General features: G+C 65.0%; 23 protein-coding genes, 2 tRNA genes and 1 riboswitch. Of the genes, 8 read left to right on the forward strand and 17 right to left on the reverse strand.

The window, feature by feature from the left end:
- Position 1: 1 nt before the first annotated feature.
- Positions 2-508 (reverse strand): nucleoside deaminase, encoded by a 507-nt coding sequence (locus tag M8J71_RS02740; RefSeq protein WP_256246481.1) that lies wholly within the window; start codon positions 506-508, stop codon positions 2-4.
- Positions 509-569: 61 nt separating this feature from the next.
- Between M8J71_RS02740 and M8J71_RS02745 the strand changes: the two genes are divergently transcribed.
- From M8J71_RS02745 to M8J71_RS02760, 4 genes are all read left to right on the forward strand, one after another.
- Positions 570-1,490, forward strand: a complete 921-nt coding sequence (locus M8J71_RS02745; protein ID WP_256246482.1) for a phosphatase PAP2 family protein — start codon at positions 570-572, stop codon at positions 1,488-1,490.
- Positions 1,491-1,531: 41 nt separating this feature from the next.
- On the forward strand, positions 1,532-2,167 hold the full coding sequence (gene upp, locus M8J71_RS02750) for a uracil phosphoribosyltransferase (protein ID WP_163167923.1): 636 nt from the start codon (positions 1,532-1,534) through the stop codon (positions 2,165-2,167).
- Between the two features lie 45 nt (positions 2,168-2,212).
- Positions 2,213-2,587 (forward strand): VOC family protein, encoded by a 375-nt coding sequence (locus M8J71_RS02755; protein WP_256246483.1) that lies wholly within the window; start codon positions 2,213-2,215, stop codon positions 2,585-2,587.
- A gap of 70 nt (positions 2,588-2,657) precedes the next feature.
- Entirely contained in the window at positions 2,658-3,347 is a 690-nt protein-coding gene (locus M8J71_RS02760; RefSeq protein WP_374114800.1) for an HAD-IA family hydrolase, read from the forward strand.
- Here the strand turns inward: M8J71_RS02760 and M8J71_RS02765 are convergent.
- The 4 genes from M8J71_RS02765 to M8J71_RS02780 all read right to left on the reverse strand — a co-directional run bounded on the left by M8J71_RS02765 (position 3,328) and on the right by M8J71_RS02780 (position 7,186).
- A complete protein-coding gene (locus M8J71_RS02765; RefSeq protein ID WP_256246484.1) occupies positions 3,328-3,771 on the reverse strand; it encodes a YdeI/OmpD-associated family protein in 444 nt (147 codons plus the stop codon). The genes M8J71_RS02760 and M8J71_RS02765 overlap by 20 nt on opposite strands.
- Positions 3,772-3,911: 140 nt before the next feature.
- The gene (locus tag M8J71_RS02770; RefSeq protein ID WP_256246485.1) at positions 3,912-4,649 is read right to left on the reverse strand and encodes a hypothetical protein; all 738 of its coding nucleotides are present in this window, start codon (positions 4,647-4,649) and stop codon (positions 3,912-3,914) included.
- A gap of 5 nt (positions 4,650-4,654) precedes the next feature.
- A riboswitch (cyclic di-AMP (ydaO/yuaA leader) is annotated at positions 4,655-4,815 on the reverse strand.
- 126 nt (positions 4,816-4,941) lie between these two features.
- Positions 4,942-6,438, reverse strand: coding sequence for a sensor histidine kinase (locus M8J71_RS02775; protein ID WP_256246486.1), 1,497 nt, complete (start codon positions 6,436-6,438; stop codon positions 4,942-4,944).
- Positions 6,439-6,445: 7 nt separating this feature from the next.
- Complete coding sequence (locus tag M8J71_RS02780) at positions 6,446-7,186, reverse strand: response regulator transcription factor (RefSeq protein WP_256246487.1); 741 nt, start codon at positions 7,184-7,186, stop codon at positions 6,446-6,448.
- Positions 7,187-7,875: 689 nt separating this feature from the next.
- Between M8J71_RS02780 and M8J71_RS02785 the strand changes: the two genes are divergently transcribed.
- Positions 7,876-8,742 carry a winged helix-turn-helix domain-containing protein gene (locus tag M8J71_RS02785; RefSeq protein WP_163167932.1) on the forward strand — a complete coding sequence of 289 codons (867 nt, stop codon included), beginning with the start codon at positions 7,876-7,878 and terminating at the stop codon, positions 8,740-8,742.
- A gap of 50 nt (positions 8,743-8,792) precedes the next feature.
- Positions 8,793-9,320: a SixA phosphatase family protein gene (locus M8J71_RS02790; RefSeq protein ID WP_163167933.1), complete on the forward strand. Its 528-nt coding sequence runs from the start codon at positions 8,793-8,795 to the stop codon at positions 9,318-9,320.
- A gap of 6 nt (positions 9,321-9,326) precedes the next feature.
- Here the strand turns inward: M8J71_RS02790 and M8J71_RS02795 are convergent, their stop codons facing one another.
- The 6 genes from M8J71_RS02795 to M8J71_RS02820 all read right to left on the reverse strand — a co-directional run bounded on the left by M8J71_RS02795 (position 9,327) and on the right by M8J71_RS02820 (position 15,135).
- The gene (locus M8J71_RS02795; RefSeq protein ID WP_256246488.1) at positions 9,327-10,016 is read right to left on the reverse strand and encodes a hypothetical protein; all 690 of its coding nucleotides are present in this window, start codon (positions 10,014-10,016) and stop codon (positions 9,327-9,329) included.
- A gap of 8 nt (positions 10,017-10,024) precedes the next feature.
- The gene (locus M8J71_RS02800; RefSeq protein ID WP_256246489.1) at positions 10,025-10,663 is read right to left on the reverse strand and encodes a TetR/AcrR family transcriptional regulator; all 639 of its coding nucleotides are present in this window, start codon (positions 10,661-10,663) and stop codon (positions 10,025-10,027) included.
- A complete protein-coding gene (locus tag M8J71_RS02805) occupies positions 10,660-12,696 on the reverse strand; it encodes a YhgE/Pip family protein (protein ID WP_256246490.1) in 2,037 nt (678 codons plus the stop codon). The genes M8J71_RS02800 and M8J71_RS02805 overlap by 4 nt, the downstream gene beginning before the upstream one ends.
- Positions 12,693-13,403, reverse strand: a complete 711-nt coding sequence (locus tag M8J71_RS02810; RefSeq protein ID WP_256246491.1) for an ABC transporter ATP-binding protein — start codon at positions 13,401-13,403, stop codon at positions 12,693-12,695. Before M8J71_RS02810 ends, M8J71_RS02805 begins: the two co-directional genes overlap by 4 nt.
- A gap of 86 nt (positions 13,404-13,489) precedes the next feature.
- A complete protein-coding gene (locus M8J71_RS02815; RefSeq protein ID WP_256246492.1) occupies positions 13,490-14,944 on the reverse strand; it encodes a dihydrolipoyl dehydrogenase family protein in 1,455 nt (484 codons plus the stop codon).
- A gap of 117 nt (positions 14,945-15,061) precedes the next feature.
- Positions 15,062-15,135 (reverse strand) — tRNA-Arg (locus M8J71_RS02820).
- A 277-nt stretch (positions 15,136-15,412) separates the two neighbouring features.
- On the opposite strand from M8J71_RS02820, the gene M8J71_RS02825 reads away from it, so the two are divergent.
- Positions 15,413-17,239: a phosphoenolpyruvate carboxykinase (GTP) gene (locus M8J71_RS02825; protein WP_256246493.1), complete on the forward strand. Its 1,827-nt coding sequence runs from the start codon at positions 15,413-15,415 to the stop codon at positions 17,237-17,239.
- Between the two features lie 170 nt (positions 17,240-17,409).
- Here M8J71_RS02825 and M8J71_RS02830 read toward each other — a convergent pair whose 3' ends face one another.
- The 4 genes from M8J71_RS02830 to M8J71_RS02845 all read right to left on the reverse strand — a co-directional run bounded on the left by M8J71_RS02830 (position 17,410) and on the right by M8J71_RS02845 (position 21,124).
- On the reverse strand, positions 17,410-18,570 hold the full coding sequence (locus tag M8J71_RS02830) for a globin domain-containing protein (protein ID WP_256246494.1): 1,161 nt from the start codon (positions 18,568-18,570) through the stop codon (positions 17,410-17,412).
- A 164-nt stretch (positions 18,571-18,734) separates the two neighbouring features.
- The gene (locus M8J71_RS02835) at positions 18,735-19,184 is read right to left on the reverse strand and encodes an RrF2 family transcriptional regulator (protein ID WP_256246495.1); all 450 of its coding nucleotides are present in this window, start codon (positions 19,182-19,184) and stop codon (positions 18,735-18,737) included.
- Between the two features lie 13 nt (positions 19,185-19,197).
- The gene (locus tag M8J71_RS02840; protein WP_256246496.1) at positions 19,198-19,698 is read right to left on the reverse strand and encodes a hypothetical protein; all 501 of its coding nucleotides are present in this window, start codon (positions 19,696-19,698) and stop codon (positions 19,198-19,200) included.
- A 7-nt stretch (positions 19,699-19,705) separates the two neighbouring features.
- Positions 19,706-21,124: a phosphomannomutase/phosphoglucomutase gene (locus M8J71_RS02845; RefSeq protein WP_256246497.1), complete on the reverse strand. Its 1,419-nt coding sequence runs from the start codon at positions 21,122-21,124 to the stop codon at positions 19,706-19,708.
- A 164-nt stretch (positions 21,125-21,288) separates the two neighbouring features.
- Here M8J71_RS02845 and M8J71_RS02850 point away from each other — a divergent pair, with 164 nt between their 5' ends.
- Positions 21,289-23,478 carry a RecQ family ATP-dependent DNA helicase gene (locus M8J71_RS02850; RefSeq protein ID WP_256246498.1) on the forward strand — a complete coding sequence of 730 codons (2,190 nt, stop codon included), beginning with the start codon at positions 21,289-21,291 and terminating at the stop codon, positions 23,476-23,478.
- A gap of 168 nt (positions 23,479-23,646) precedes the next feature.
- Here the strand turns inward: M8J71_RS02850 and M8J71_RS02855 are convergent, their stop codons facing one another.
- Both M8J71_RS02855 and M8J71_RS02860 read right to left on the reverse strand, forming a co-directional pair.
- Positions 23,647-25,077 (reverse strand): MFS transporter, encoded by a 1,431-nt coding sequence (locus M8J71_RS02855; protein WP_256246499.1) that lies wholly within the window; start codon positions 25,075-25,077, stop codon positions 23,647-23,649.
- A gap of 133 nt (positions 25,078-25,210) precedes the next feature.
- A tRNA-Ser gene (locus tag M8J71_RS02860) sits at positions 25,211-25,298 on the reverse strand.
- Between the last annotated feature and the right edge of the window lie 24 nt (positions 25,299-25,322).

The raw sequence follows: 25,322 nt of genomic DNA on the forward strand, positions 1-25,322 counted from the left end.
CCTACAGCCGCGTACGGTGCCCCACAAAAAAGTCACGCAGCAGCCCGCCGCATTCGGCTTCGCGTACGCCCGCGTAGACCTCAACCCAGTGATTCAGCCGGCGCTCGCGCAGCACGTCGAACACGGATCCTGCTGCACCGGCCTTCTCATCCCAGGCGCCGAAAACCACCCGGGGAATCCGTGCAAGGACAATGGCACCGGCACACATCGCGCAGGGCTCGAGGGTCACCACCAGCGTGCAGTCGGCCAGTCGCCAACCATCTCCGCTTCCGCCGTCGGCCAAGCGCAGGTCCCGCAAACGCGCCGCCGCCTCCCGGATCGCAACCACTTCGGCGTGCGCGGTGGGGTCTCCCAGCTCCTCCCGCTGGTTCCGGCCGGAACCCAGCACGGCGCCGTCGGGCCCTATCACCACGGCGCCGATCGGCACGTCCTCCGTGGCAAGGGCACGGCGCGCCTCCGCGAGGGCGAGGCCCATCCAGGCATCATATTTGCTATCTGCGGAGACCATGGCTCAATGATAGTTTCGAAGGATACCCAGAGCCCGTGACGTACATCCGCCGGGAGGCACAATGAGCACCGTCCGAGACCGCATGGACAAGTGGATCAAGCCCTATGCCGCCCTGTGGCTGACGATGATCATCGGCGGCGCGCTGGTGCTCACGATGGCCCTGCTGGGAGCCGAGGTGTACTCGGACGTGGTGGACGAGGAAGGACTGGCAAGCCTCGATATTCCTGCATTGGAATATTCACAATCCTTGCGGAACCCCGAAGTGGACGCCTTCGCTACCGCCTTTACGAACGTAGGCGGCGGGATCGGTATGCCAATCCTGGCAAGCATCCTCACGGCCTGGCTGACATTCCTGAGCCGGACCTGGCGCCCTATCGTACTGGTGGGCGGCGCAGCCCTTGTTTCCACCACGGCCACCACGCTGGGCAAGCGCCTGGTGGGCAGGACCCGCCCGGACCACTCCGAAGCAGTACCGCCTTTCGAGACCACACCATCATTCCCCAGCGGCCACACCCTGAATACAACAGTGGTGGTCGGCGTCCTGGTGTACATCATGTGCCTTCAGTTCCAGATGCTCTGGGCAAGAATCACTGCCATCACCGCCGGGGCAGTGTTCATCATCGCCATGGGCTTGAGCAGGGTGTTCCTGGGGCATCACTGGATGACGGACGTGATGGCGGGATGGTTCCTGGGGCTGGCATGGGTGTGCATGGTGATCCTGGCCCACCGGCTGTTCCACCTGATCCGGAAGCGGGAACATGCCGGCCCGGCACCCACCTTCGAGCACCCGGTCCTCCGCGAGGACCACAGCGGGGACCCGCTCACAAGCAGCGCGGGCACCTCCGGACCGAGCGACGGCGGCTCCCCGCAGGGGACCGGCCGTACCTCCGGAAGGAACGACGGCGGCACCGCGGGAACGTCCGACGGCGGCACGTTCCGTGGGAGCGACGGCGGTTCCCCACGGACGGGTGCAGGAGGCTAAAGGCAGGAAAAGCCCCAGCGGCCGGATGGTAGTTTTGACCCATGCGCACTCTCGTTGTGGACCACCCGCTGGTCGCCCATAAGCTCACTGTCCTGCGGGACAAGAACACCCCGTCCCCGGTCTTCCGGCAGCTGACGGAGGAGCTGGTGACACTCCTTGCCTACGAGGCCACCCGCGAGGTCCGCACCGAACCCGTCACCATCGAAACGCCCGTCAGCACCACCGTAGGTACCGCGTTCACCAAGCCAACCCCGCTGGTGGTCCCCATCCTGCGCGCCGGCTTGGGCATGCTCGAGGGCATGACCAAGCTCGTTCCCACCGCGGAGGTCGGATTCCTGGGGATGGCCCGGGACGAGGAAACCCTGGACATCATCACCTATGCCGAGCGCCTCCCCGAGAACCTCACGGACCGGCAGATCTTCGTCCTGGACCCCATGCTGGCCACCGGCGGAACCCTGCGCGAGGCCATCAAGTTCCTCTTCAAGCGCGGTGCTTCAGACGTGACCTGCATCTGCCTCCTGGCCGCCCCGGAAGGTTTGGCCAAGCTGGAGGAGGAACTCTCCGATGCCAACGTGACCATAGTCCTGGCCTCCATCGACGAAAAGCTCAACGAGAAGTCATACATCGTCCCAGGGTTGGGGGACGCGGGCGATCGCCTTTACGGCATCGCAGGGTAGTCCTCAAGCCTTTTTCATTCCGGCTCCCGCCGTTAGCCTGTGCGGATGGACTGGAAACTCGAACTTGTGTACGTCCCTGTGTCCGACGTGGACCGCGCCAAGGACTTTTACGTCAACAAGGTGGGCTTTAATGCCGACTTTGATGAGCGGCCCACGGACTCCATCCGCTTTGTCCAGCTGACGCCTCCCGGCTCAGCCTGCTCAATCTGTATCGGCGACGGGCTTACGGAGGCGCCTCCCGGTACCGGCTCCAACCTTCAACTGGTGGTCAGCGACATTAATGCCGCGCACCAGCAGCTCAAAAGCAACGGAGTGGACGTCAGCGATGTGGATGTGCAGGACTGGGGCCACTTTGTCTACTTCGCCGATCCCGACGGCAACAGGTGGGCGGTCCAGTACATCCCCGGCCGCGGCGCCTGACAGGCCGTAAGCGGCAACAGGATCCGGGAGGCGCAGCAGTGATCCCACCGGACTCCGCGCCTAAGGCACAATGGGGACCGTGAACGCCTCCACGCCGGCTGCTGTCCGGACCCTGACCTGCCGCGCCGTCCTCTTCGACATGGACGGCACCCTGGTGGACTCCACGGCAGTGGTGGAACAGGTGTGGGGAGAATTCGCGGCGCGTTACGGCCTGGACATCGGGGAAATACTCCGGACGTCGCACGGCGTCCAAGCCGGCGATACCGTCAGGCGTTTCGCACCGCCAGGGGCGGACGTGCTGGCGCTGACGGCGGAACTCGGCGCCATGGAACGCGTCCGGACCGAGGGCATCCTGCCGCTGCCCGGAGCCGCCCGACTGTTGGCCGCTCTGCCTGCGGACGCCGTCGCGCTGGTGACATCAGCTGACCGGGTCCTTGCGGACATCAGGATGGCTGCAGCGGGGCTGGCCATGCCGGCCACCGTGGTGACGGCCGAGCTGGTGACCCGGGGCAAACCGGATCCCGAGGGATACCTGAAGGCCGCTGCCCGTCTTGGCGTGGATCCCTCCGACGCCGTGGTGTTTGAAGACGCTCCCGCCGGCATTGCGGCCGGCGTAGCCGCCGGTATCCCAACCGTAGCCGTGGGGCCGAACACCGGGCCGCTTCCGCCGGGGGTCCTGCACATTCCTGATTTCAATGCCGTCGCCGCCCACGTGGACAAGGACGAGGAAGCCTGGACGGTCATTTCTTTCCGGCTTTGAGCTCCTCCACCACTTTGGCAATCCGCCGCGACCGGGTCTCGGGAGTTTTGGCTTCGCCCAGCGGCTCCACGTACCGCCGCTGGGCGCTGTAGCTCAGGGTCGCATAGAACTCCTGCGCCGCCGGCTCCGCAGCCATTGCAGCGGCAAGGTCCTCAGGGACCTCAACAATCCGGGGTTGTGTGTCCAGTTCCACGTCGACGTCAACGGTGTCTCCGGCTTCGACACCAACAAACTCCCTGTTGGCTGCGCTCAGCGATATCAGGTTTTGCCCGCCCATCACTGCGATGCTGCTGCGATAGCTTTTGCCGTTGATGCTGACCACCACAGGCGGCCGCTTGCCGGCTCCCAGCTCCGAAACAACCTGCTCCGGGACTACGATGCCGGTTTTATTGCCGCTGCCTTGGATGGTGGTGGTGAACTTCATGGACCACAGTATGCCGGGCGGGCCCCGGTCCTTGAAAGTGCGGGAGCCAGTGTGCGGGAGCCAGCAGGCGCGGGACCCAGACGTGCGCGGCTGTTTAAAACGCCGCCCGCGTGTTGCAGTTCCGGATGTGCCAGGACTGCTTAGTACCAGTTATTCGACAGGTGGAAGTTCAGCGCACCACACGGGGACTGGTAACGCTCCTGGATGTAATTCAGGCCCCAGTTGATCTGCGTGCGGTAGTTGGTGAGGTAGTCCGGGCCGGCGCTGGCCATCTTCTCGGCGGGCAGGGACTGCACGATGCCGTAGGCGCCGCTGCTCGGGTTGGTGGCCGTGGTGGTCCAGTCCGATTCCTTGTCCCACAGGGTTACCAGGCACTGCATCTGGTCAGGAGCCCAGCCGTAGTTCGCCAGCTGGCCAGCGGCGTACGCCTGGGCGCCGGCGGGATCGTTGACCGCGACGACGGGTGCAGGCTCGGGCGCTGGAGCCGGAGCGGGCTCAGGGGCAGGAGCAGGTGCAGGGGCAGGAGCAGGCTCAGGAGCGGGTGCCGGTGCAGGTTCGGGAGCCGGCGCAGGGGCGGGCTCGGCCGCCTGCGGGGCTACAGCTATCTCCGGAGCGGCGGGCTCAGGCGCGGGATTGGAGGTAATCTCGCTCTTCTCGATGCTGAGGTTCGACTGCGCCTGGGCGGCCTGCGTTTCAGTGGCCGCTACACGGATGCTTGTTTCTGTAGCCTGTCCCGCAGCTCCCACTCCAACGAGGAGTGCGCAGGATGCGGCAATCACGGCCGCGCGCTTGCCGAAAGAAGAGATTTTGCCGGTTTCCGGTCCAGCGTGCGGTGCGGAATCGTTTTTCGGACGTGGTTTTACCAGGTTTTTGAACATGATGGATCGCCTCTCACACCTGCGGAGTTAGCTGTCGGGTTCGGATGAGGGCATCCGGCCACACGGAAAGTTCACGTGCTGGCTTAACCCCAAGGGCAATCAGTGCCCGGGACGGTGGGTCCCCCGCCTCTGCCTATGTTCAAAGGGAATCCGGGAAGTGGCAGAGCTTGGCGTCATCCGGATATGCGGCTCGAACACGAACTGCACCCAATCGACGGTACAGGAATGCAGCGCGTAAGTCACATTTTGGTAACAGAGATCACGACGGCGGCGCGTCGCCTTGCTGCCAACCTCACCTCAAGGGGAGATGTAAGGCGAACTCTGTGCGCCCGGATTGTGATGTCACCGTTACCCTTCCGCCGTGGGCCTCCATGATGGATTCCACGATGGACAACCCGAGGCCGCTGGTGCCTTCGGCCGCTGCAGCCCCCGCCCCATCTCCCGTGCCCTTCCGGGCCGCGTCTGCGCGGGCGAAGCGCGAAAAAACATGGTCCACAAACTCCGCCGGGATCCCGCCGCCGTCGTCCGTTACCGTTATCAACGCGGCACCTCCAGCCGTCTTTCCGACGCCGGTAACAACAGTGGTGCCGGCAGGGGTGTGTTTGCGCGCGTTGGAGAGCAGGTTCATCAGCACCTGGCGCAGCTGGGAGGCGTCACCGGTGACCACCACGGGCTCATCCGGAAGTTCCAGCCGCCAGGTGTGGCCCGGTGCCATCACCTTTTCATCACTGACGCTTTCCACCACCAACTGCGTAAGGTCCACCTCGCTGAGCTTCAACGGCTGGCCCTCATCGAGCCGGGCCAGCAGCAGCAGGTCTTCCACCAAAGCGGTCATCCGCTCTGACTGGCTCTGCACACGGGCAAGGGACTTTTGGCCGTCGGGGGTGAAGGCCTCCGTCATCCTCATCAATTCGGTGTAGCCGCGGATGGCGGTCAGGGGAGTACGCAGCTCGTGCGAGGCATCGGCCACAAACTGCCGCACCTTTGTTTCGCTCATCTGCCGCGCCTGCAGCGCGCTCGCCACGTTATCCCGTCTCCTTTTCACCCCGTGACCGACGCTGCCTACTTCCGTTCCCGGATTGGAGTTCGACGGCGGCACGCGCACCGCGAGTGCCACCTCGCCGGCGTCCAGGGGAAGCTGCGAAACCCGGGTGGCAACCTCCGACAGCTGCTCAAGAGGTTTCATGGTGCGTCGGATCAGGACCGTGCCCACTAATCCGATCAAGAGCAACCCGCCAAGCGAGACGACCACAAAGGTCCACACGAGGGAGGCAAGCGTGCTTTCTTTGGCAGCGAGGGGGAGCCCGGTGACCAGGACATCACCGAAGTTCGTTTTCACCGCTACCAGCCGGTAGGCACCGTTTGAGAGGCTACGGTCCACGGGCTCCGTGTCTGTCGCCAGCGCCAGCAGCGTCTGCTTGTCCTCGGCGGACAGTGCAGAACGCGTGGTGTCCGAGGTGAGGAATCCACCACTGTTCACCTGGCCGTTGAGGATGCGGGCGTTCATGGTTCCCACGCTTTGGCCGCGGGCGTCCAGGGGATCCCTTCCATTGAAGCCGCCCATGGGAGGGCGGCCCGGATTGTTGGACCGGTCTGCAGCCTGGCTCAGCTGTTCATCCAGCTGGCGGGTCAGGAACGCATCCATGGAAGCATAGCTGGCAACGCCCACGGCACCGCAGATGGCGATGAGCAGGGCCATGGCCAGGAGGATGAGGCGGGTACGCAAGTGCCAGGTGCCGGGTTTGAGCAAGCTCCGGCGATGGGGATGGGCTGCCTGTTGTGACGCCATGGTGCGCTTACTCTGCAGGCTTGATGACGTACCCTGCGCCGCGCACGGTGTGGATCATGGGCGGGTGAACTGCGTCCACCTTCTTGCGCAGGTAGGAGATATAAAGCTCCACAATGTTGGCCTGGCCGCCGAAGTCGTAGTCCCACACGCGGTCCAGGATCTGCGCCTTGCTGATGACGCGCTTGGGATTCTCCATGAGGTAGCGGAGCAGCTCGAACTGCGTGGCCGTGAGCTGGAGCTCCGCCCCGGCCCGGGTCACTTCCCGGGTATCAACGTTGAGGACAAGGTCTCCTACCACCAATTCGGCCGTGTCCATAGCGGCAACTCCGGAGCGCTGCACCAGGCGGTGCAGCCGAAGCAGGACTTCCTCCATGCTGAACGGTTTGGTGACATAGTCGTCGCCACCGGCCGCCAGTCCCACGATCCGGTCCTGGACCGCGTCCTTGGCAGTGAGGAAGAGAGCGGGTACCTCGGGCGTGAACGTGCGGATCCTTCCCAGCAGCTCGACGCCGTCGAACCCTGGGAGCATCACATCAAGGACCAGAACATCAGGACGGAAATCCTTGGCCAGTTTCACTGCTTCCGGGCCGTCCGCCGCCACCGCCACCGACCAGCCGGCCATGCGCAGGCCCATGCTCATCAGCTCCGAAAGGCTTGGCTCGTCGTCGACCACCAAGGCACGGATGGGGGAGCCGTCCGGGTGGGAAAGCTCGGGGAGGTTGTTGGTCATGGAGTGCGAAGTGGCCATGGAACAACTCTCCGATCAGTCGTTGAGCCGGAGCTATGGGCTTCCTGTGCCTCAGCTGTGAATACCAGCCTAGCCAGCCGGGCAGGTATTGGCGGGCGGCGGAAAGGGTGGCAGCTGCCCGGCCAGCGGCGGTCAACGGGAAGCTGGACAGCCAGGTGCCCTGCAGAGGTGGCCTTACAGCGGAGGGAGTGCGATTTTTTCTTCTCCGGTTCCGGCTCCCACTGGACAGGTGGGGCGCAATTTCGGCATTCCCCGTCCATCTGAAGAAAAGGGCGGCTGCTGGAGCAATGGACGAATTAAGTTCACCATTGGTAGTTTTCCTGCCCCGAAAGCGGGACAATGATCAGCAATCTGACCATTGTCCAGAATCGTGATCTGTGCCACATCAAGCGCTTTTGTCTCATAATGCGGACGGAAGCGTCCATTGTTACTTGCAAGTTCGCATTGTTACGCTGCACACTTCCATTGTGAACAAGAACTCAACAGCACCTGCAGCCGCAGACTATTGGCCCAGCACATCCGCTGCTGCCGACATGCGCTGTTGTCGAATGTACGCCTGATCTTCCCACCCCTCGAAGTTCGTCGGCATACGCCCCCAGCCCAGCGTCGGGCGTCCCTCCCCAGTTTCATTGCGGGGAACCCAGCATTCGAGCCGCGATGACGGCCATTCACATTGAGGTAAGCAATCCATGTCAGTTGCATCCGGATACGTCCACATTTCTGTCCGTAACGCCGCCAAGGGTGGCCAGCCTTCCGGCCTCCGCCCCGGCTTCGGCCCACGCACGGCGCTCGCTCCCGCCACGTCCGGAAGCAGCTTTCCCGGCTCGGGATACGGCCCCCAGGGTTATAACCCCAACTCCTACGGCCAGCTCCGCGCCGTTCCGCCAGCCGAGTCGGCGCCGGTCACTGCTCCCACTCCGGTAGTTGCCGGGCCCAACCAGGTCCGCCCCGTAGCCAGTGACACCGTCGCCCGTGGATTCGTTCTCTACATGGGGATCGACGAGGAAACCGCAGCTGCCGCAGGTACCTCCATCGCCAAGCTCGCCCAGGAGATTCGCGCTTACGCCCAGTCCCTGGTATCGGGAGCCGAAAGCTACGCCGCCGTCGCCGTCGCCCCTGCGGGCACGCCGGGCTCAGCACTCGACGTCGTCCGCTCCACCTTCGGTGACCCCACGGTCAACACCCGCCAGCGCACCGAAAGCCCGCGGCCGCAGCAGCCCCAGGAGCCGCGCCCCTCCGGCGTCCTGATCGACCTTGCACGCCGCGAAGTGCACCTGGACGGTGAATCCCTGAACCTGACTTTCAAGGAATTTGAACTCCTCAACTACCTCGTGGAAAACGGCACGCGCACTGTTGGCCGCGACGAACTGCTCGAGGGCCTGTGGCGCAACGCCGAAGAGGTGCCCAACGAGCGCACCATCGACGTCCACATCCGCCGCCTCCGGTCCAAGCTTGGCCGCCTCGCCAACACCGTGCGCACCGTGCGCGGCCAGGGCTACCGGTTCTACGAGCACCCCGAGGTTGTTGTCTGGGCCGCTCCGGAGTACTCGATCTAGCACTCGTCAGGCACGCAGGAGGCCTGTGGGCCGTGCCTTAGGCTTGGGCCATGAGCCAGCACCATCTTCGACGCCTTGTGATCATGCGCCACGCCAAGGCCGATTGGCCCGGTGGCGTGGCTGACCACGAGCGGCCGCTGGAAGAGCGGGGCCACCGGGAAGCGCCCCTTGCAGGACGCTGGCTGCTCAAGCACAACATCGTGCCTGACTTCATCCTGTGCTCAAGTGCCCTGAGGACCCGCCAGACCTGCACGTGGGTATGTTCTGAACTGGGGGACAAGGCGCCCACGCCCAAGCTCGAAGACGGCCTCTACGCTTCCTCCGCCCTGCGCATGCTTACCGTGGTCAATCACGTGCCCGATACCGTTACCACGCTGATGCTGATAGCGCACCTGCCAGGGGTACAGGACCTTGCCATGCACCTCGCCTCACGCGATTCCGACCACGATGCCTACATGGACGCCGCAACGAGGTATCCCACCAACGCGCTCACCGTCCTCGAAACGGAAAAGTCCTGGGCTGAGCTGGACGGACAGGATGCACGGATCACCAAATTCAAGGTGCCGCGGGCGCATTAGCGCAAGCTATTTCCTTGTTGCTGGGCGGCCCTGAGGCAGCTTTGCGGAACTTTGCTTTGTGGCACTTTGCCTGGCGGCGCCCTGCCTCGCCGGGCCTTGTCCCTGGGATGACTGTCTCTGGGATGACTGTCCCTGGGACGCCTGCCGGGCGGACGACGTCGGCTGCCGCACGTGCGCCCGCGCCCCGGACGGGGTGCGCGGCTGCGCTGCGCCGGCCTGCCGAGCCGGAGCCCTCCTCGCGGCGTTGCTGCTGCCGCGCGCAGCGGTCCGGACGCCGGCAGCCCGGGAGGCGCTGCCGTGGGTGCGCCGGCGTCCCGGCCACATGGCCCCCGTGAACAGTGCCGCCAGGGCCGTCAGTGCGGAGAGCGCGGCCAGGAAGAAGTAGTTGTCCGGATCCGAGGTGGGCAACGGGGTGCCAAACAGCGACGACTCGTCGGTGGAGGCCAGCTCCCACGTGCTCAGGAAGGCCAGCGATCCCGCCACGGCGAGGCTCGTGGATAGGCCGGCAACGGCGAGCATAACGAAGCGCCGGCGGCGCAGGACCTCGATGATGCAGGCAAGGTAGGCGAGCCCCAGCACGCCGAGGAAAGCCATGAATACGGGCTCCGCCAGCGTCATGCCTGTCAGGACCAGCAGGCCGGCAGCCACGGTGCCGGTGATGACCGCAAATTTTCCGCTGTTCCCCATGTGCCGCATGTCCACCATCATCCCTGAGGAGCGGGCTGCTGGATCACGTAGCCGCGCATGATGGCCATGATTGCTGCAACGCTTTGGTCACGGGTGCGCTCCGGGTTGTAGGTCTGCCGGTCAAGCCCCACCACAAAGCACGCTCCAAAAATGGCTGTTTCCAGGCTGCCCCGCGCAACGGAGGGATCCACAGGGTAGGCCTTGGCAACGTTTTCCACCGCTTCACTGATGACCGCCAGGAGCTCTGCCCGCAGGAGCGTAAAGGTCCCCTGCCATTCGCTGGGGGTACGCCAGTTCTCGCTCACCCAGAGCCGGGCGAAGGACGGGTACTCGGCCATGAAGTCCATGGCCTGGCCAATCATCGCCTCCATTGCCAGCAAGGGATCCTGGCCCGTCCCGCCGTCCGGCGCCCCCAGCAAACGGGCCTTGAGGATATCCACGCCATGCCGCAGCAGCTGCGCGATGAGGTCCGACTTGCTGCCGAAATTGTAGTAAACCGTCCCCTTGGAAACGCCTGCAGCAGCTGCAATCTCGTCAACGGTCACACCGGCAGCACCACGCTCGCCGATCAGCTCCATGGAAGCGTCAAAGAGCCTCTGCCGCGTGGCAGTCGTCCGGGCAGGGCGGAGTTTTTTCGCTGGTTCCGCGAGTCTCATACTGCAATTTCCGGTTTCAGCGTCTTGAGCGTCCAGTATTTTCCCTTGCGCACGGCCAGGGTGGACATCGCCAATCCCAGCGCCGTGTACCCCGCAAGTCCCAGCACGGTGGGGATGATCATGGAGAGGTCGGCCCCGTAAATCAGGTGCCTCATCCCTGTCACCACATACCCCATGGGCAGGATCTGGTGCACCAGGTGAAGGGGTTGTGGCGTGGTCTGCCAGGGGAAGGTGCCACCGGAAGAAACCAGCTGAAGGACCAGCAGGATCAGGACCACGAGTTTTCCGGGTGAGCCCAGCAGTGCCACGATTCCCTGGATGAGGGCACTGAAAGCCATGGCTGCGGCCAGCATAAAAAGCCACATCAGGACGGGATGGGCGGCGTCCAGGCCCAGGGCCAGGTTGACCACCAGGGTGAGGAGGGTGGCCTGCACCACCGAGACGGCCAGGAAGGGCAACCATCCTCCCACCGCGATTTTCCAGGAGCGCGCGTTGGATGCCAGCGCCCGCTGCGTGAGGGGCCGCATGGCCTGGACCAGCATAAAGATGCCGATCCACAAAGCGAGGGTGAGGAAGAACGGTGCCAGCCCGGCGCCGTAGGACCCGGCCTTAGCCTGTGAAACGTTGCTGACCGCCACCGGATCTGCGATGACCCGCGAGAGGTTGCTCTTCTGGGCGTCGTCCGGATTCGGAACCTGTCCTGCACCGCTGCCAATCTCCTCGGCCAAGGTTCGGGAACCCTCTGCGGCCGTACCCGCGCCTTCCTCGAGCTGCGCGGCGCCGGCGTCGAGCTTGCGCGCCCCGTCCGCCAGGGCTGCAGTGCCATCCACGGCTGACTGTTCCCCGGTGGCAAGCGTCGCCGCGCCAGTGTGCAGCTGGTCAGCACCTCCGGATGCCTGTGTAATGGCTTCTTTCAGGGCCGGGGTTCCGGCAGCCAATTGTGCCGCGCCTACGCTGACGGCATCGGCTCCGTCTGCCAGCTGTTGGATTTGCGCGGCGTCGGCCTGGAATTGTGTTTTGGCAGCTGTCACCGGATTGGAGGCGGCCACGGAGTCGAAGTCGGCCAGGATGCTGTCCGCTTGGGCCTGGGTGAGGACGCCGGAAGCGATCAGCCTGTTGTTCGACTCCACCACTCGGGTGCGAAGTCCCTGGTCAGCAGCCTCCAGTTGGGCAGCGGCGTCCTGGACCTTGGTGTTCAACTGGGCGTTTCCGGCAGCCACTTGCGCGGCACCCGCTGCCAGTGTCCGGGAATCCCCGGGCAACGTTGCTGTCTTGTCCTTCAGCACGGAGAGCCCGCTGCTCAATTGGCCGGCGCCGTCGGTCAGCTGGTTGGCGCCGTCGCGCAGCTTGAGCTGGCCCGCGTAAAGCTCATCAGCTCCGCTACTCAGGCCTGCGGTCCCCTCCTGAAGGGCCGCACTCCCGTCCCTCAGGGTGGCCACGCCGTCTGCAAGGCGACCGGCGCCGTCGGACGCCTTGACCATCTGCGTATGGATGGTGCCGAATCCGGTAAGCAACTGGTTGGCGGTTTCTTCTCCCACGTCGGCAGCAACGGTGCTGTGTACGGAGGTGGTCAGCTTGTCCACGATGGTGCTCAGCAGATAGTTGTTGGCATCATTCGTGGTGACGTTGAGCATGGCTTGGCTGGCGGAGTCAAAGCTGCCGGGGGATACGAGGTGGGCGGAAAAGTCCTCCGGTATTTTCAGTGCGAAGGCGTACTTGCCGCTGGCGACGCCCTCATCCGCCTCGTCTCCGCCGGCCACCGAGATCCAGTGGAAGACATTGCCCTCCACCAGGCTGTCCGCTACTTCCCTGCCCGCCTGCAGTTCAGAGCCGTCGCCGGCGGTGGCACCGGTGTCCTCCACCACCAGCGCGGCGTCGATCTGGTCCAGGTTGCCGTACGGATCCCAGTTGGCGTAGAGGTAGACGGCGCCGTACAGCAGCGGGACCATGGTCAGCGCGAGGATGGTCAGCTTCGGCAGCAGCCCGCCCGTCATCCGCTTGAGTTCAGAGCGGGCCAGCCGCAGTACAGTCACTTCGCATCCTCGGTTTCGAGTTCGAGTTCGTCGGTAGCCACCGGGCTTTCCGCTCCAGCCTCCGCCTCGGCAACATGTTCGCTGGGCACAGCGTTGCCAATCGCAGCGATCGCTCCGGACCACGACGGCGGAGGGGCAGCTACCGTCGCAACGACAGCCAGCGGCCGCCCGGCGTCGGATGCCAGCTGCTCCAGGCGCGGCAGCCAGCTGCCGGGATCGCTACTGTGCCGGTCCGGTGAGTCCACCACCAGCAAGTCCGTATGCGGGTTGGCCAAAGCAAGCGCCGTCAGGAGTTCCAGCCGGCGGGAAGGATCCAGCTGCTCAGTCCACAGGTGGGCGATGTCCTCAAAGCGGTTGACCTTGAGCCACGGACTGCTGAGAAGGGCACCCCGGTAGCGGCGGGGGATGAGGGCCAGGTCCTCCGTCACGAGGTCGCGCACGCTCAGGTGCGGTTCAGGCTCGTTGACGCCGGGGGCATCAACCAGTGCGCTGGCCGTGCGGAGTGCCTTGATTCCGCTTTGGCCGTCCCAGCTGACGGAGCCCCCATCGGCTTTCATCCGGCCGCTGAGCACAAGGGCCAGCGCAGTCCGCTGATCCTGCCGGTCCCCGCAGGCAAGTACCAGCTCCCCGCGGCGTGCATGGAGGGAGGTCGCAGGGAGCAGGGGATCCCGGCGGCCGCGGACATGGAGCTGCTGGGCCAGAAGCAAGGGTGCCTTTCACAGTGGTGGTCTTGCACCCAGTCTATTCAAACTGACTAGTCAGTTCAAATAGAACCCGTTAGAGCCCGTACTTCTTAGAGCCCGTACTTCTCCAGGAGGCGCAGCCAGACTTCGCTGATGGTGGGGTAGGAGGGTACTGCATGCCACAGCCGGTCCAGCGGCACTTCGCCCACTATCGCGATGGTGGCCGCGTGCAGGAGTTCCGCCACGTCCGGCCCGGCGAACGTGGCTCCCAGGAGAACCCTGCGGTCCTCGTCAACCACGAGTTGCGCCCACCCCTCGTAGTTCTCCGAGTGCAGGGAAGATCCTGCTACCTGGATGGCAAGTTCAACGGAGGAAGCGTTGTAGCCGTCCTTCTGCGCAATGTCCAAGGTGCGCCCGACGGTGGCCAGCTCCGGGTCGGTGAAGACAACACTGGGTACAGCATGCTCGTTGGCAGTTTGCGCGAAGCGGCTCCAGTCCCTGGCGGCGCCTGCCAATTCCCCCTTGGCCCGGGCGGCGATGGCGTCTCCGGTGGCGCGGGCCTCGTACTTTCCCTGGTGCGTGTAGAGGTTCTTGCCGGCGGCGTCACCCACTGCATAAAGCCAGGGCTCTCCGCCGGAGGCTCCCTCCACTACCCCCGAATTGTCCGTGCGAAGGGTGAGATGCCCCTCCTGGTCGGGCTCGAAGCCCACGCTCTCCAGCCCCAGGCCTTCCAAGGCGGGGTGCCGGCCTGTGGCCACGAGGACCTTTTCGGCGGTCACGCTGGAACCGTCTGCCAGTTGCAGGCTCAGCGTTCCGTCGTCGTTCTCGCTGATGCTTTCCGTCGTGGTGTTGAGCCGGATCTCCACGCCGTCGGCACGGAGCCCGGCCGCGACCAGGTTTGCCGCCTCCGACGGGAAGGCCCGGAGCAGTCCGCTGCGTGCCACGAGCGTCACCGTAGAACCCAGCCGGGCATAGGCCTGCGCCAGTTCTGCCCCGGCGACTCCGCCCCCCAGTACAGCAAGCCGTGGCGGAACTTCCTTGGCTGAGGTGGCCTCCCGGGTGCCCCATACCTGCACGTCCTCGAGTCCCTCGATCGGGGGAGTGTTGGGTGCTGAACCAGTGGCCAGGACTACCGCATGACGCGCGTGAAGCTGGTACTGGTTGCCGTCGAGCCCGGCGACTTCAACGGACTTGGGCCCCGTCAGCCACGCGTGCCCCCGGACCAGTTCGATGCCTGTGTCCTCCACCCACTTGACCTGCCCGTCGTCCTGCCAGTTGGACGCCATGTAGTCCCGGCGCTTGAGGACGGCCGCGGCATCCAGGGTCCGCGTCACCGCTTCCTTGGCTCCGGGTGCGGTCTGGGCTCCGTGGAGGGCCGTGCCGGGGCGAAGCAGGGCTTTTGAAGGCATGCATGCCCAGTAGGAACACTCGCCGCCCACCAGCTCCGCTTCCACCAGTACGGCCGTGAGGCCGCCCTGCACCGCCCTGTCAGCTACGTTTTCCCCCACGGCGCCGGCGCCGATCACCACAACATCAAATTCACGCGAAATCGCCTCGGGCATCATGGGGAAAGCCTACGCCCGGGATCCCGGCCTGCTGCTGGAGGGGGAATCCGCCACGTGGGCACTTTCGTGGCGCAAAACAAAAGGTCCGCACCGGCGAACCGGTGCGGACCTTATCTGTGCGCCCAAAGGGATTCGAACCCCTGACCTTCTGTTCCGTAGACAGACGCTCTATCCAGCTGAGCTATGGGCGCATCTCGTGTCCCGGAAGAAGAACCGCTCTCCCTGAACCTCGAATTACTTTACGCGAGGGTTGGCCACGATGCCAAATCGAGAGGCGTGTAATCTCGGCGACTAGACCGGTATAGGTGACCTTCGTCACTTAATCCTCTGATTTGCGTCCCAAATTCCTTGATTTCCCGCGGAAACGCATTTCTGTTGCGCCAAATGCTCAGCATACGTCCCAAAAACTCCGGTGGTCCGGACCATAGCATTTAGCTCACACCGATGAACCCGAGGAAGGGAACCGAAATGGGCGATCTGGCGCAAAAGCCGCTGCTTGAGAATGCACCCACTACACATGCCGGTCTGCTGGCATGGGTCGAAGAGGTTGCTGAGCTTACGCAGCCGGACCGGATCTACTGGGTTGACGGCTCCGAAGAGGAGAACACCCGCCTTACCGACGAGCTGGTCGCGGCAGGAACCCTCAGGCGCCTGAACCAGGACCTCTTCCCTAATTCCTTCGCCGCTTTCTCCGATCCCGCTGACGTGGCACGCGTGGAGGAGCAGACCTTCATTTGCTCCGAGAAGGAGCACGACGCCGGGTTCACGAACAATTGGATGGCGCCGGCCGAGATGAAGGACAAGCTTCGCGGCCTGTTCGCCGGGTCCATGCGGGGCCGGACCATGTACGTCATTCCATTCGTTATGGGCCACCTCGACGCCGAGGACCCCAAGTTCGGCGTCGAGATCACTGACAGCGCCTACGTTGTCGCTTCCATGCGCATCATGGCCCGGATCGGTACCGATGTCCTGAACCGCATCACCGAAACCAACGCGTTCTACGTCCCTGCGCTGCACTCGCTGGGTGCCCCGCTGGAGGCCGGCCAGGCAGACGTCCCCTGGCCCTGCAACCCGGACAAGTGGATTGTCCACTTCCCCGAAGAGCGGTCCATCTGGTCCTTCGGTTCGGGTTACGGCGGCAACGCCCTGCTGGGCAAGAAGTGCTACGCCCTGCGCATCGCCTCCGTCATGGCCCGTGACGAGGGTTGGCTGGCCGAGCACATGCTCATCCTCAAGCTCACCTCTCCTGAGCAGAAGACGTACTACGTCTCCGCTGCCTTCCCGTCCGCCTGTGGCAAGACCAACCTTGCCCTGCTGGATCCCACCATCAAGGGCTGGAAGGTGGAAACCCTTGGCGACGACATCACCTGGATGCGGTTCGGCAAGGAAGGCGAACTTCGCGCCGTCAACCCTGAAGCAGGCCTCTTCGGCGTTGCCCCGGGCACGGGCTGGGGCACCAACCCCAATGCCATGAGGGCCATCGCCAAGGGCAACAGCATCTTCACCAACGTGGCACTGACCGACGACGGCGGCGTCTGGTGGGAGGGCATGACCGAGGAAGTTCCCGCCCATCTCACGGACTGGCAGGGCAACTCCTGGACCCCCGACTCCGACAAGCCCGCCGCGCACCCCAACTCGCGCTTCTGCACGCCGATCGACCAGATCGACATGCTCGCCGAGGAGTACCACAGCCCCAACGGTGTTGAGCTTTCCGCCATCCTGTTCGGTGGCCGGCGCAAGACCACCATCCCCTTGGTCACCGAGGCGCGCAGCTGGTCAAACGGCATCTTCATGGGCGCAACGCTGTCTTCCGAAACCACTGCTGCCGCTGCAGGCGCTGTGGGCGTGGTGCGCCGCGACCCCATGGCCATGCTGCCCTTCATCGGCTACGACGCAGGCGACTACCTGAACCACTGGGTCAACCTTTCAGCGAAGGCCAACCCCGAGCGGTTGCCCAAGATCTTCCTGGTCAACTGGTTCCGCCGGAACTCTGAGGGCGGCTTCGCCTGGCCCGGATTCGGCGACAACGCCCGTGTCCTCAAGTGGGCCATCGAGCGCCTCGAGGGTAAGGCGGACGCCGTTGAGACCCCGATTGGCTTCGTGCCCACCGGTGACTCAATCGACCTCGAAGGCCTGGACATGACCCCCGCCCAGGTGGAGGAAGCAGTCAAGGTGGACCCGACGGAGTGGGCAACGGAACTTGCCTCCATCGAGGAATGGTTCGCCAACTTCGGCGGCTCGCTCCCCGACGCACTGCAGTCGGAGCTCGCCAGCCTGAAGTCCCGGCTGGGCTGAACCCCTTAAGTACAACGGCGTCTTAAGTGCGACGGCGGCCCCGCACCTTTCCAACGAAAGGTGCGGGGCCGCCGTCGTCCCCACCGGCCCCCTAGCCTCGCAAGCTCGGCCAGGGAACCCGGCCGGCGTGGGCCCAAGCGTGGGTCCAGGCGTGGGGGCCCACCGATGGTTCAGCCGGCCAGCCAGATGTCCGGGCCGAAGACCTCGTAGTGGATGCGGGTGGCCGGGATGCCGGCGTTGATTGCCTCGTTGCGGATGTTCTTCATAAAGGGCAGCGGGCCGCAGAGGTAGAGGGACGCCTCGGCCGGCAGGTCCACTTCGCGCAGGGACATGAAGCCTTCCTTGGCTCCCGCCTCCGGCTGTTCCAGCCACAGCTGCAGCTCGGCACCGTCCAGGCGCCCGACGTCGTCCGTCATCTGGCTGCGCAGGGCCCAGCTTTCCAGGGAGCTCTCGGCGTGGAGTACCAGCACCTGCCGTTCGGACCCGGAATCAGCCAGGGAACGCAGGATTGATGCGGTGGGCGTGCAGCCGATGCCGGCGGACGCGAGCACCACCGGACCATCGCCATCCTTGAGGGTGATCTCGCCGTACGGATTGGAGATTTCCAGGATGTCTCCCACCTGCACGTTGTTGTGGAGCACGGGCGAGACGTCGCCGCCGTCATCCAGTTTGGTGGTGAAGCTGCGGGTGGTGCCCGCCTCACCCGAAAGGGAGTACTGGCGGACCTGGCGAAGGCCTTCTGGCAGGACTACTTTCACACTGATGTACTGGCCGGGAAGCGCCTGCGTCACGGGCGTTTCGTCGGCTGGCTCGAGGGTGAAGGTCATTGATCCGGCCCCGGCGGGAGTTTTCGCAGCTACCCGCCATGGCGTCCACATCATGCCGTTGGCCTGCCCTGCGTACAGCGCCTTCTCGAGTTTGATCAGCGCGTCCGCCATGAGCCAGTACACCTCTGTCCAGGCTTCCGCGATTTCGGGTGTGATGACCTCTGCCAGGTCTTCCGCAATGGCCGCGAACAGGTGCTCGTGGACTACCTGGTACTGCGGTTCGGTAATGCCCAGGGAGGCGTGCCGGTGCGCGATGCGCGAAAGGACAGTCTCGGGGAGGGTGCCCGGGTTGTTGACGAGGTGCGTGGCAAAGGCCGCAATGCTTCCTGCCAGGGCCTGCTGCTGGTTGCCGGAGCGTTGGTTGGAGCGGCTGAAGAGGCCGTCCAGGAGTTCGGGGTGCGCGGCGAACAGCCGCTGGTAAAACTTGGGCGTAATTTCGCTGATGCGTGAACCAACAAGCGGCAACGTGGCTTCGATGACAGGGCGGGATTTGTCCGAGAGCATAGGAACTCCTGAGGTAGGGACCGGGGCCTTCGTCCGGCCTTCTGAATACCAGCATTGGAAATGCTTGTATTCATATCCCAAGTTCTACATGTTGTAGAAGTTGCGATCAAATCCTGGGAAAAATGTCCTGGCCGTCCCGTTGGGGGGGAGGCAGCTGCGCGGGGCTAAAGCCCGGGCCGCAGTCCGATCAATTCGAAGACGGGGTTCATCTGCCGGGAAGCCGGAAGATCAGCAATTACTACCCCGTCGAGCTCGCGGTAGAAGGCCTCGCGGGCGCGGGACAGGGCAGCGCGGAGCTTGCACTCGTTGATGAGGGGGCAGTTGCCGCTGGGGGCGACACACTCCGCCGCATCCGTTCGGGTGTCGAGTTGCCGAAGAATTTGACCCACGGTGGCACTCCGGCCACCATGGCTTAGCCGGGAACCGCCCGTCCGGCCGCGCTCCACCTCAATCAAACCCAGGTTGCGCAGTTTGGCCATCGCCTTGCTGACATGGTTGTAGGGAGTTCCGACGGTATCGGCAATGTTTTGCGTGGTAAGCAGGGTGCCGCCAGGGGCAGCTGCAAGCACCATGAGGGCGCGCAGGCTCACGTCGGCAAAAGCGTTGATTTTCATGGCGGGAGCCGGTCTAGTCCACCCAGATAACGGGCTCGCTGGCGTCAGCAGCGAGCTCGCCGAACTCCCACGTCCGGGTGACGGCGTCGGCGGAGTAGGGCAAAACGGCGGCGAATACCGGGCCCTCGCGGTGCTCGGTGGCCACATGGATCGCGTCCGAGTCCTCCTCCACGAGCAGAATGTCGCAAACCACCGCCGCGGCGCGAAAGTCCTCCCGGTTCTGGCGCAGCAGGGCGGTGAGGTCACTGATCATGGCATCGGCATCAAAGTCGCCGTCGGAACCTTCCCGGGCATCCGCCGGGGAAACGGCAACCAAGCGGACCTCGCCGTCGTTTTGCACAGTCAGGGCGAAGGGCAGGAAGCCGCCATTGCGCTGAAGCTGCTCCTGTGCGGCGCTGATGCCCGTCCCTAGTAGGTTCTCAAGGTCCGTGGCCGTGCTCTCGGGAACGGTGTCGCGCCAGGACGCTTGCCCGCCTGTACCTGCTTGCGAGCCGAATGCGCTCTCTTCAGCCATGCGTGGACTAGGCCCGGACGATCGACAGGACGCGGTCCCGGATCCGCTCCATTGTGGTGCGGTCCGTAGCCTCAGCGTTGAGCCGGAGGAAAGGCTCGGTATTGGACGGGCGCAGGTTGAACCAGTAGCTGCCGTCGTTGGCGGTGAATGTGCTGCCGTCCATCCCGTCGATGGTGAGGTCTTCGTCGGCAAAAGCCAGGCGGACGCGATCAACTGCTGCCGCCTTGTCCTCCACTTCGGAGTTGATCTCGCCGGACGATACGTAGGGCTCGTACTCGCGGCCCAGTTCCGAAAGCGGACCGTCCTGCTCGCCCAGGGCAGCCAGGACGTGCATTGCCGCCAGCATGCCGGTGTCTGCGTTCCAGAAGTCACGGAAGTAGAAGTGCGCTGAGTGTTCTCCGCCGAACACGGCCCCTTCCTTCGCCATGACTGCCTTGATGAAGGAGTGGCCAACCCGCGTGCGGACAGCCCTGCCGCCGTCGTGTTCCACGAGTTCGGGCACGGCACGCGAAGTGAGGAGGTTGTGGATGATGGTGGGGGTGGCTTCTCCCTGCGCTTTTGCGCGGGCGATCTCCCGGCGGGCAACCATGCCGGTGATGGCCGACGGCGAGACCGGCTCGCCCTTCTCGTCGATGACGAAGCAGCGGTCAGCGTCGCCGTCGAACGCCAGGCCGATGTCCGCACCGTGCTGGAGCACTGCAGCCTGCAGGTCGCGGAGGTTCTCCGGCTCAAGCGGGTTGGCGGGATGGTTGGGGAAGGAGCCATCCAGCTCGAAGTACAGGGGAACGATGTCCAGGGGCAGTTTGGGGAGCAGGGCGTCTCCCAGGACTGCCGGGGTGGTGAGGCCGGCCATACCGTTGCCTGCGTCCACTACCACCTTCAACGGACGTGTTCCGGAGAGGTCCACCAGCTTGCGGAGGTACTCGGAGTAGTCCTTGAGCACGTCGCGGACGCTGACCTGGCCGCGCTTTTCCGCCGCAGGAATGGAACCGGTGTTCAGGTACTGCTCGGCCAGGGCCTGGATATCCTTGAGGCCTGACTCCGAGGAGATGGGCACGGCCCCGGCCTTGGACATTTTGATGCCGTTGTAGCCGGCAGGGTTGTGGCTGGCGGTGAACGTGGCACCGGCACGGTTCAGGTAACCGCAGGCAAAGTACAGTTCGTCAGTGGAAATCAGGTCCAGGAGCTCAACGTCGGCGCCACGGGCGGTTGCGCCGCTGGCGAAAGCCTTGCTGAACTCCGGGGAGGAAGGACGCATGTCGCCGCCCACCAGGATTGTCTGGCCCTGGAGCTGGAGAATGTCCACGAACGCGGCCCCCACGGCTTCAACGATTTCGGCGGTGATGGACTCGCCTACGATGCCCCGGACGTCGTACGCCTTGAAGGATGCCGAAAGGTCGAAAGTCGTTGTCTGTTCGCTAGTCACGGGATTTATCTTACGTGGACGGCGGAAGTGGCTGTTGAGGATGGGTTGGCAAGGGCGCTATGTGACGGCTGTTCCGGCGACCATACGCGTTTTGTAGCCCTGCCGTATCCACAGAGGGGCGGCGTTCGGAGCCGGGTGTCAGGGGCGGCTGGGATACTGAATCAATGGTCGATAACCAGAATTCCACCGCAACCGCAGAGCCAGCCGGAGGCTCTGCCTCCAACTCCGCAACCCACCACCAGGCACTGGAGGTGCTGCGCGAGCTTGTGGGACACCCCGGGGCTGCCTTCCACGAGGGGCAGTTTGAAGCCATTGAAGCGCTGGTCGACGGCGGCAGGCGGGCCCTGGTGGTCCAGCGCACCGGCTGGGGCAAATCGGCCGTCTATTTTGTGGCGTCCCTGCTGTTGCGCCGCCGCGGCGCCGGGCCGACGCTCATTGTTTCGCCGCTGCTGGCCCTGATGCGGGACCAGGTGGCTGCCGCTGCCAGGGCAGGGGTGCGTGCCGTCGCCATCAACTCCGCCAACCAGCTGGAATGGGACGCGGTCCGTGAGCAGCTTGCCACTGACCAGGTGGACGTCCTGCTGGTCTCCCCGGAGCGGCTCACCAACCCGGCCTTCCGGGAAACCCAACTGCCGGAGCTCATCCGGCGCACCGGCCTGCTGGTTATTGACGAGGCCCACTGCATCTCGGACTGGGGCCACGACTTCCGCCCTGACTACCGGCGGATCGCGGACTTGATCACGCAACTGCCGGATAACGTTCCGGTCCTTGCTACCACCGCCACGGCAAACTCCCGGGTGGTGCACGACATCGAAGAGCAGCTTGGAGACGGGGTCCTCACCATCCGCGGTTCCCTGGGGCGTGACTCCCTGCGGATGGGCGTCCTGTCCTTGCCGGACTCGAAGCAGCGGCTGGGCTGGCTCCTGACCCATCTGGCCGACCTGCCCGGAAGCGGCATCATCTATACCTTGACAGTGTCGGCGGCGGAAGACACCGCGCGGCTCCTCGCCGAAGCCGGGCATGACGTACTGGCCTATACCGGCCGCACCGATCCTGCGGACAGGGAGCGCGCCGAGCAGCTGCTAAAGGACAACCAGGTCAAGGCGCTCGTGGCTACTTCTGCCCTCGGCATGGGCTTCGACAAACCTGACTTGGGCTTTGTGGTCCACCTTGGGGCGCCGTCTTCCCCGGTGGCCTACTACCAGCAGGTGGGCCGTGCCGGCCGAGGCGCCGCCAATGCCGATGTCCTGTTGCTTCCCGGCTCGGAGGACCGCGACATCTGGCAGTATTTCGCCACCGCGTCCATGCCCTCCGAAGAGAAGGCAGCGGCCGTCCTCTCTGCCTTGGCGGAAGCGGGCACCGCACTCTCCACGGTGGCCCTGGAAGCGCGGGTTGACCTCCGCCGCACCCCGCTGGAACTGCTGCTTAAAGTCCTGTCCGTTGACGGCGCAGTGGAACGGGTGGGAGGCGGATGGCGGGCCACCGGCCAGCCATGGGTTTACGACGCGGAGCGGTACCGCCGGATCGCTGAGGCGCGCGTGGACGAGCAGGACTCTATGGTGATCTACCAGGACACCGCCGGATGCCGGATGGAATACATCACCTCCGTCCTCGACGACGAAACCGCGCAGGCCTGCGGCCGGTGCGACAACTGCGCAGGGCGCTGGTTCCCGGCAGACATAGCGGAAAACGCCACGGAGGCTGCCGGCCAGACCCTCAGCAGGGCAGGTGGGGTCCTGGAAGCCAGGCTCCAGTGGCCCAGCGGCATGGACCGCCTTGGCGTGCCGGTTAAGGGGAAGCTCAAGCCGGGGGAAGGCCTCGCCGAAGGGCGCGTCCTGGCCAGGCTGACGGACCTTGGCTGGGGTGGCGCCTTGCGCGCGCTGTTTGCGGCCGGCACCGAAGACCAGCCCGTGGATCCGGCCATGCTGCAGGCCTGCGTGCAGGTCTTGCGGGAGTGGGGTACCGGCGACGCCCGCAATCCTGGCTGGAGCGGAGTCGGCCGGCCTGCCGCGATAGTAAGCATTCCGGCGCGGAGCAAGCCCGAGCTGGTGGGTTCCCTGGCCAGGGGAATCTCCGAGATCGGGCGCATTCCCTACCTTGGCGAGATGCAGCTCGCGCATGGTGGTCCCACCGGAGGCCGCGGCGGCAACAGCGCCTACCGGCTGGCCGGCGTGTGGGATCGGCTGGTGGTGGGTCCTGAGCTCCAAGCTGCGCTGGCCGCTGTGCAGGGCCAGCCCGTGATGCTGATCGATGACCTGACAGACAGCCGCTGGACACTCACCGTTGCTGGCCGGGCGCTGAGGCAGGCCGGGGCGGGAGCTGTCCTTCCGTTGGTCCTTGCCCAGGCCGGGTGAGCCCAGACCGGGTGAAACCAGGCGGGGTAAAACCTACGGGGCCCGTTTTCAGCCTGATGAGCCAGGGCAGCGGGCTTGAGGCTGGCTAGGAGTGCGCTTCGGGGAGGGAGGGCCGGTGGTCGGGCACGTGTAACCGACTTCAGGCTCGCATGGCTGGGGGATGGGAACCTATACCCGCTGGGCCTTGCGCTGGCTGACTTCCGCACCGGCATGCCGTGGCAGGAACAGGCTGTCCGCCGTGCTGGCCAGCATCAGCACTGCCATGGCGAGGAAGGCCCCGCGGAAGGGTCCGGCGGCGTCTTCAGGAAAGGTGCCCAGGCCGTCGAAGAGCCGGATCAGTAACGCTCCTACAGCGATGCCTGCGGCAGCGGCCAGTTGGACCAGGGTGGCAGAGACCGTGTTCGCCGAGGTGAGCTGTGCCGGTGCGATATCGGCATACTGAACCGACGCGTAGGCCGAGAAACCGATCGAGCGAAAAGCTCCGCTGCAAACCAGCAGGGCGAAAATCAGCGGCTCGGGCGTCTCCGGCGTGAGCAGGGCGCAAAGCGCGAAGGTGGCCGCAGAGGCAACCGACGCAAAGACGAGCATAGCCTTGAAGCCAAACCGCCGGATCAGGGGAGTAGTAGCGGGCTTGATGCCGATGTTGCCGATGAACACAGCGGCCACCATGGCCCCGGCGTGCAGCGGGGTCCAGCCGAACCCGGCTTGGAACATCAGGGGCAGCAGGAAAGGGACCGAACTGATGGTCAACCGGTAAGCGAACCCGCCGGTTGCCATGGCTCGGGACGTCCGGGTGCTGAAAACCCCGAGGTCAAAGAGCGGATAGCGCGCCCGCCGCATCCACAGCACGGCACAGGCGACAGCAACCGCGCCTGCTCCTGCACTCAGGGCGGCCCAGGGAGCGGGGTGGGTGCTCACCAATTCGAGGCCCACCACCAGGGCCCCCACGCCGAGCGTCATGAGGAACAGCCCCAGCCAGTCCAGCCGCCGCCCCCGGTCGCCTGCCGCTGCCGGGACCAGGCGGAGTGCGGCCAGGAATGCAGCGGCACCCAGCGGGAGGTTGATCAGGAAGATCCAGTGCCAGGACAAATAGGTCGTGAGGGCCCCGCCCACTAACGGAGCGAGGACCGGTGCCAGGAGGCCGGGCCACACAAGGAACGCTGTGGCGCGGAGGAGTTCCGCTTTCGGCGTCCCGCGAAGGACCAAAAGAGTTCCGACGGGAACCATCATGGCCCCGCCAAGCCCCTGCAGGATCCTGCTGAGCGTGAGCGCGGCAAGGTCCTGGCTCAGCGAGCAGGCCAGGGATGCCAGGGTGAAGATCGCGATGGCAAGGCAAAACACGCGCCGGGCCCCGAACCGTTCAGCCAGCCAACCGCTCAGCGGGATGCCCATGGCAACGGTCAGCAGGTACGCCGTCATCGTGATGTTCACGTCTGCGGCGGGAACCCTGAAGTCGTCAGCGATGTTGGGGATGGCCGTGGTGAGGACGGTGCCGTCCAGGAACTCCATAAAGAAGGTCGCGGCCACCAGCAGTGCCAGCCGGGGACTCCAGGCCTGCGTGCTGCCTGGCGTCTCATCCACCGTGTCGCTTGCTGCCATCCGTTCATCATTCCACCGCGGCAGTATCCCGGGATGCATCTGTCCGCACCGCGGACGGGGAGGGCAGCCGGGGCGGCAGGCAGCACCTTCGGCGGGTACGCAAAAGGCCCCGGTCCAGGACCGGGGCCAAACGCGGAGACGGGGGGATTTGAACCCCCGGTGGAGTTGTGCCCCACACTTCATTAGCAGTGAAGCCCATTCGGCCGCTCTGGCACGTCTCCAATTGCTATTCCTAGCCCACCAAG

This window comes from Pseudarthrobacter sp. R1, assembly GCF_024494415.1.
GTDB lineage: Bacteria > Actinomycetota > Actinomycetes > Actinomycetales > Micrococcaceae > Arthrobacter.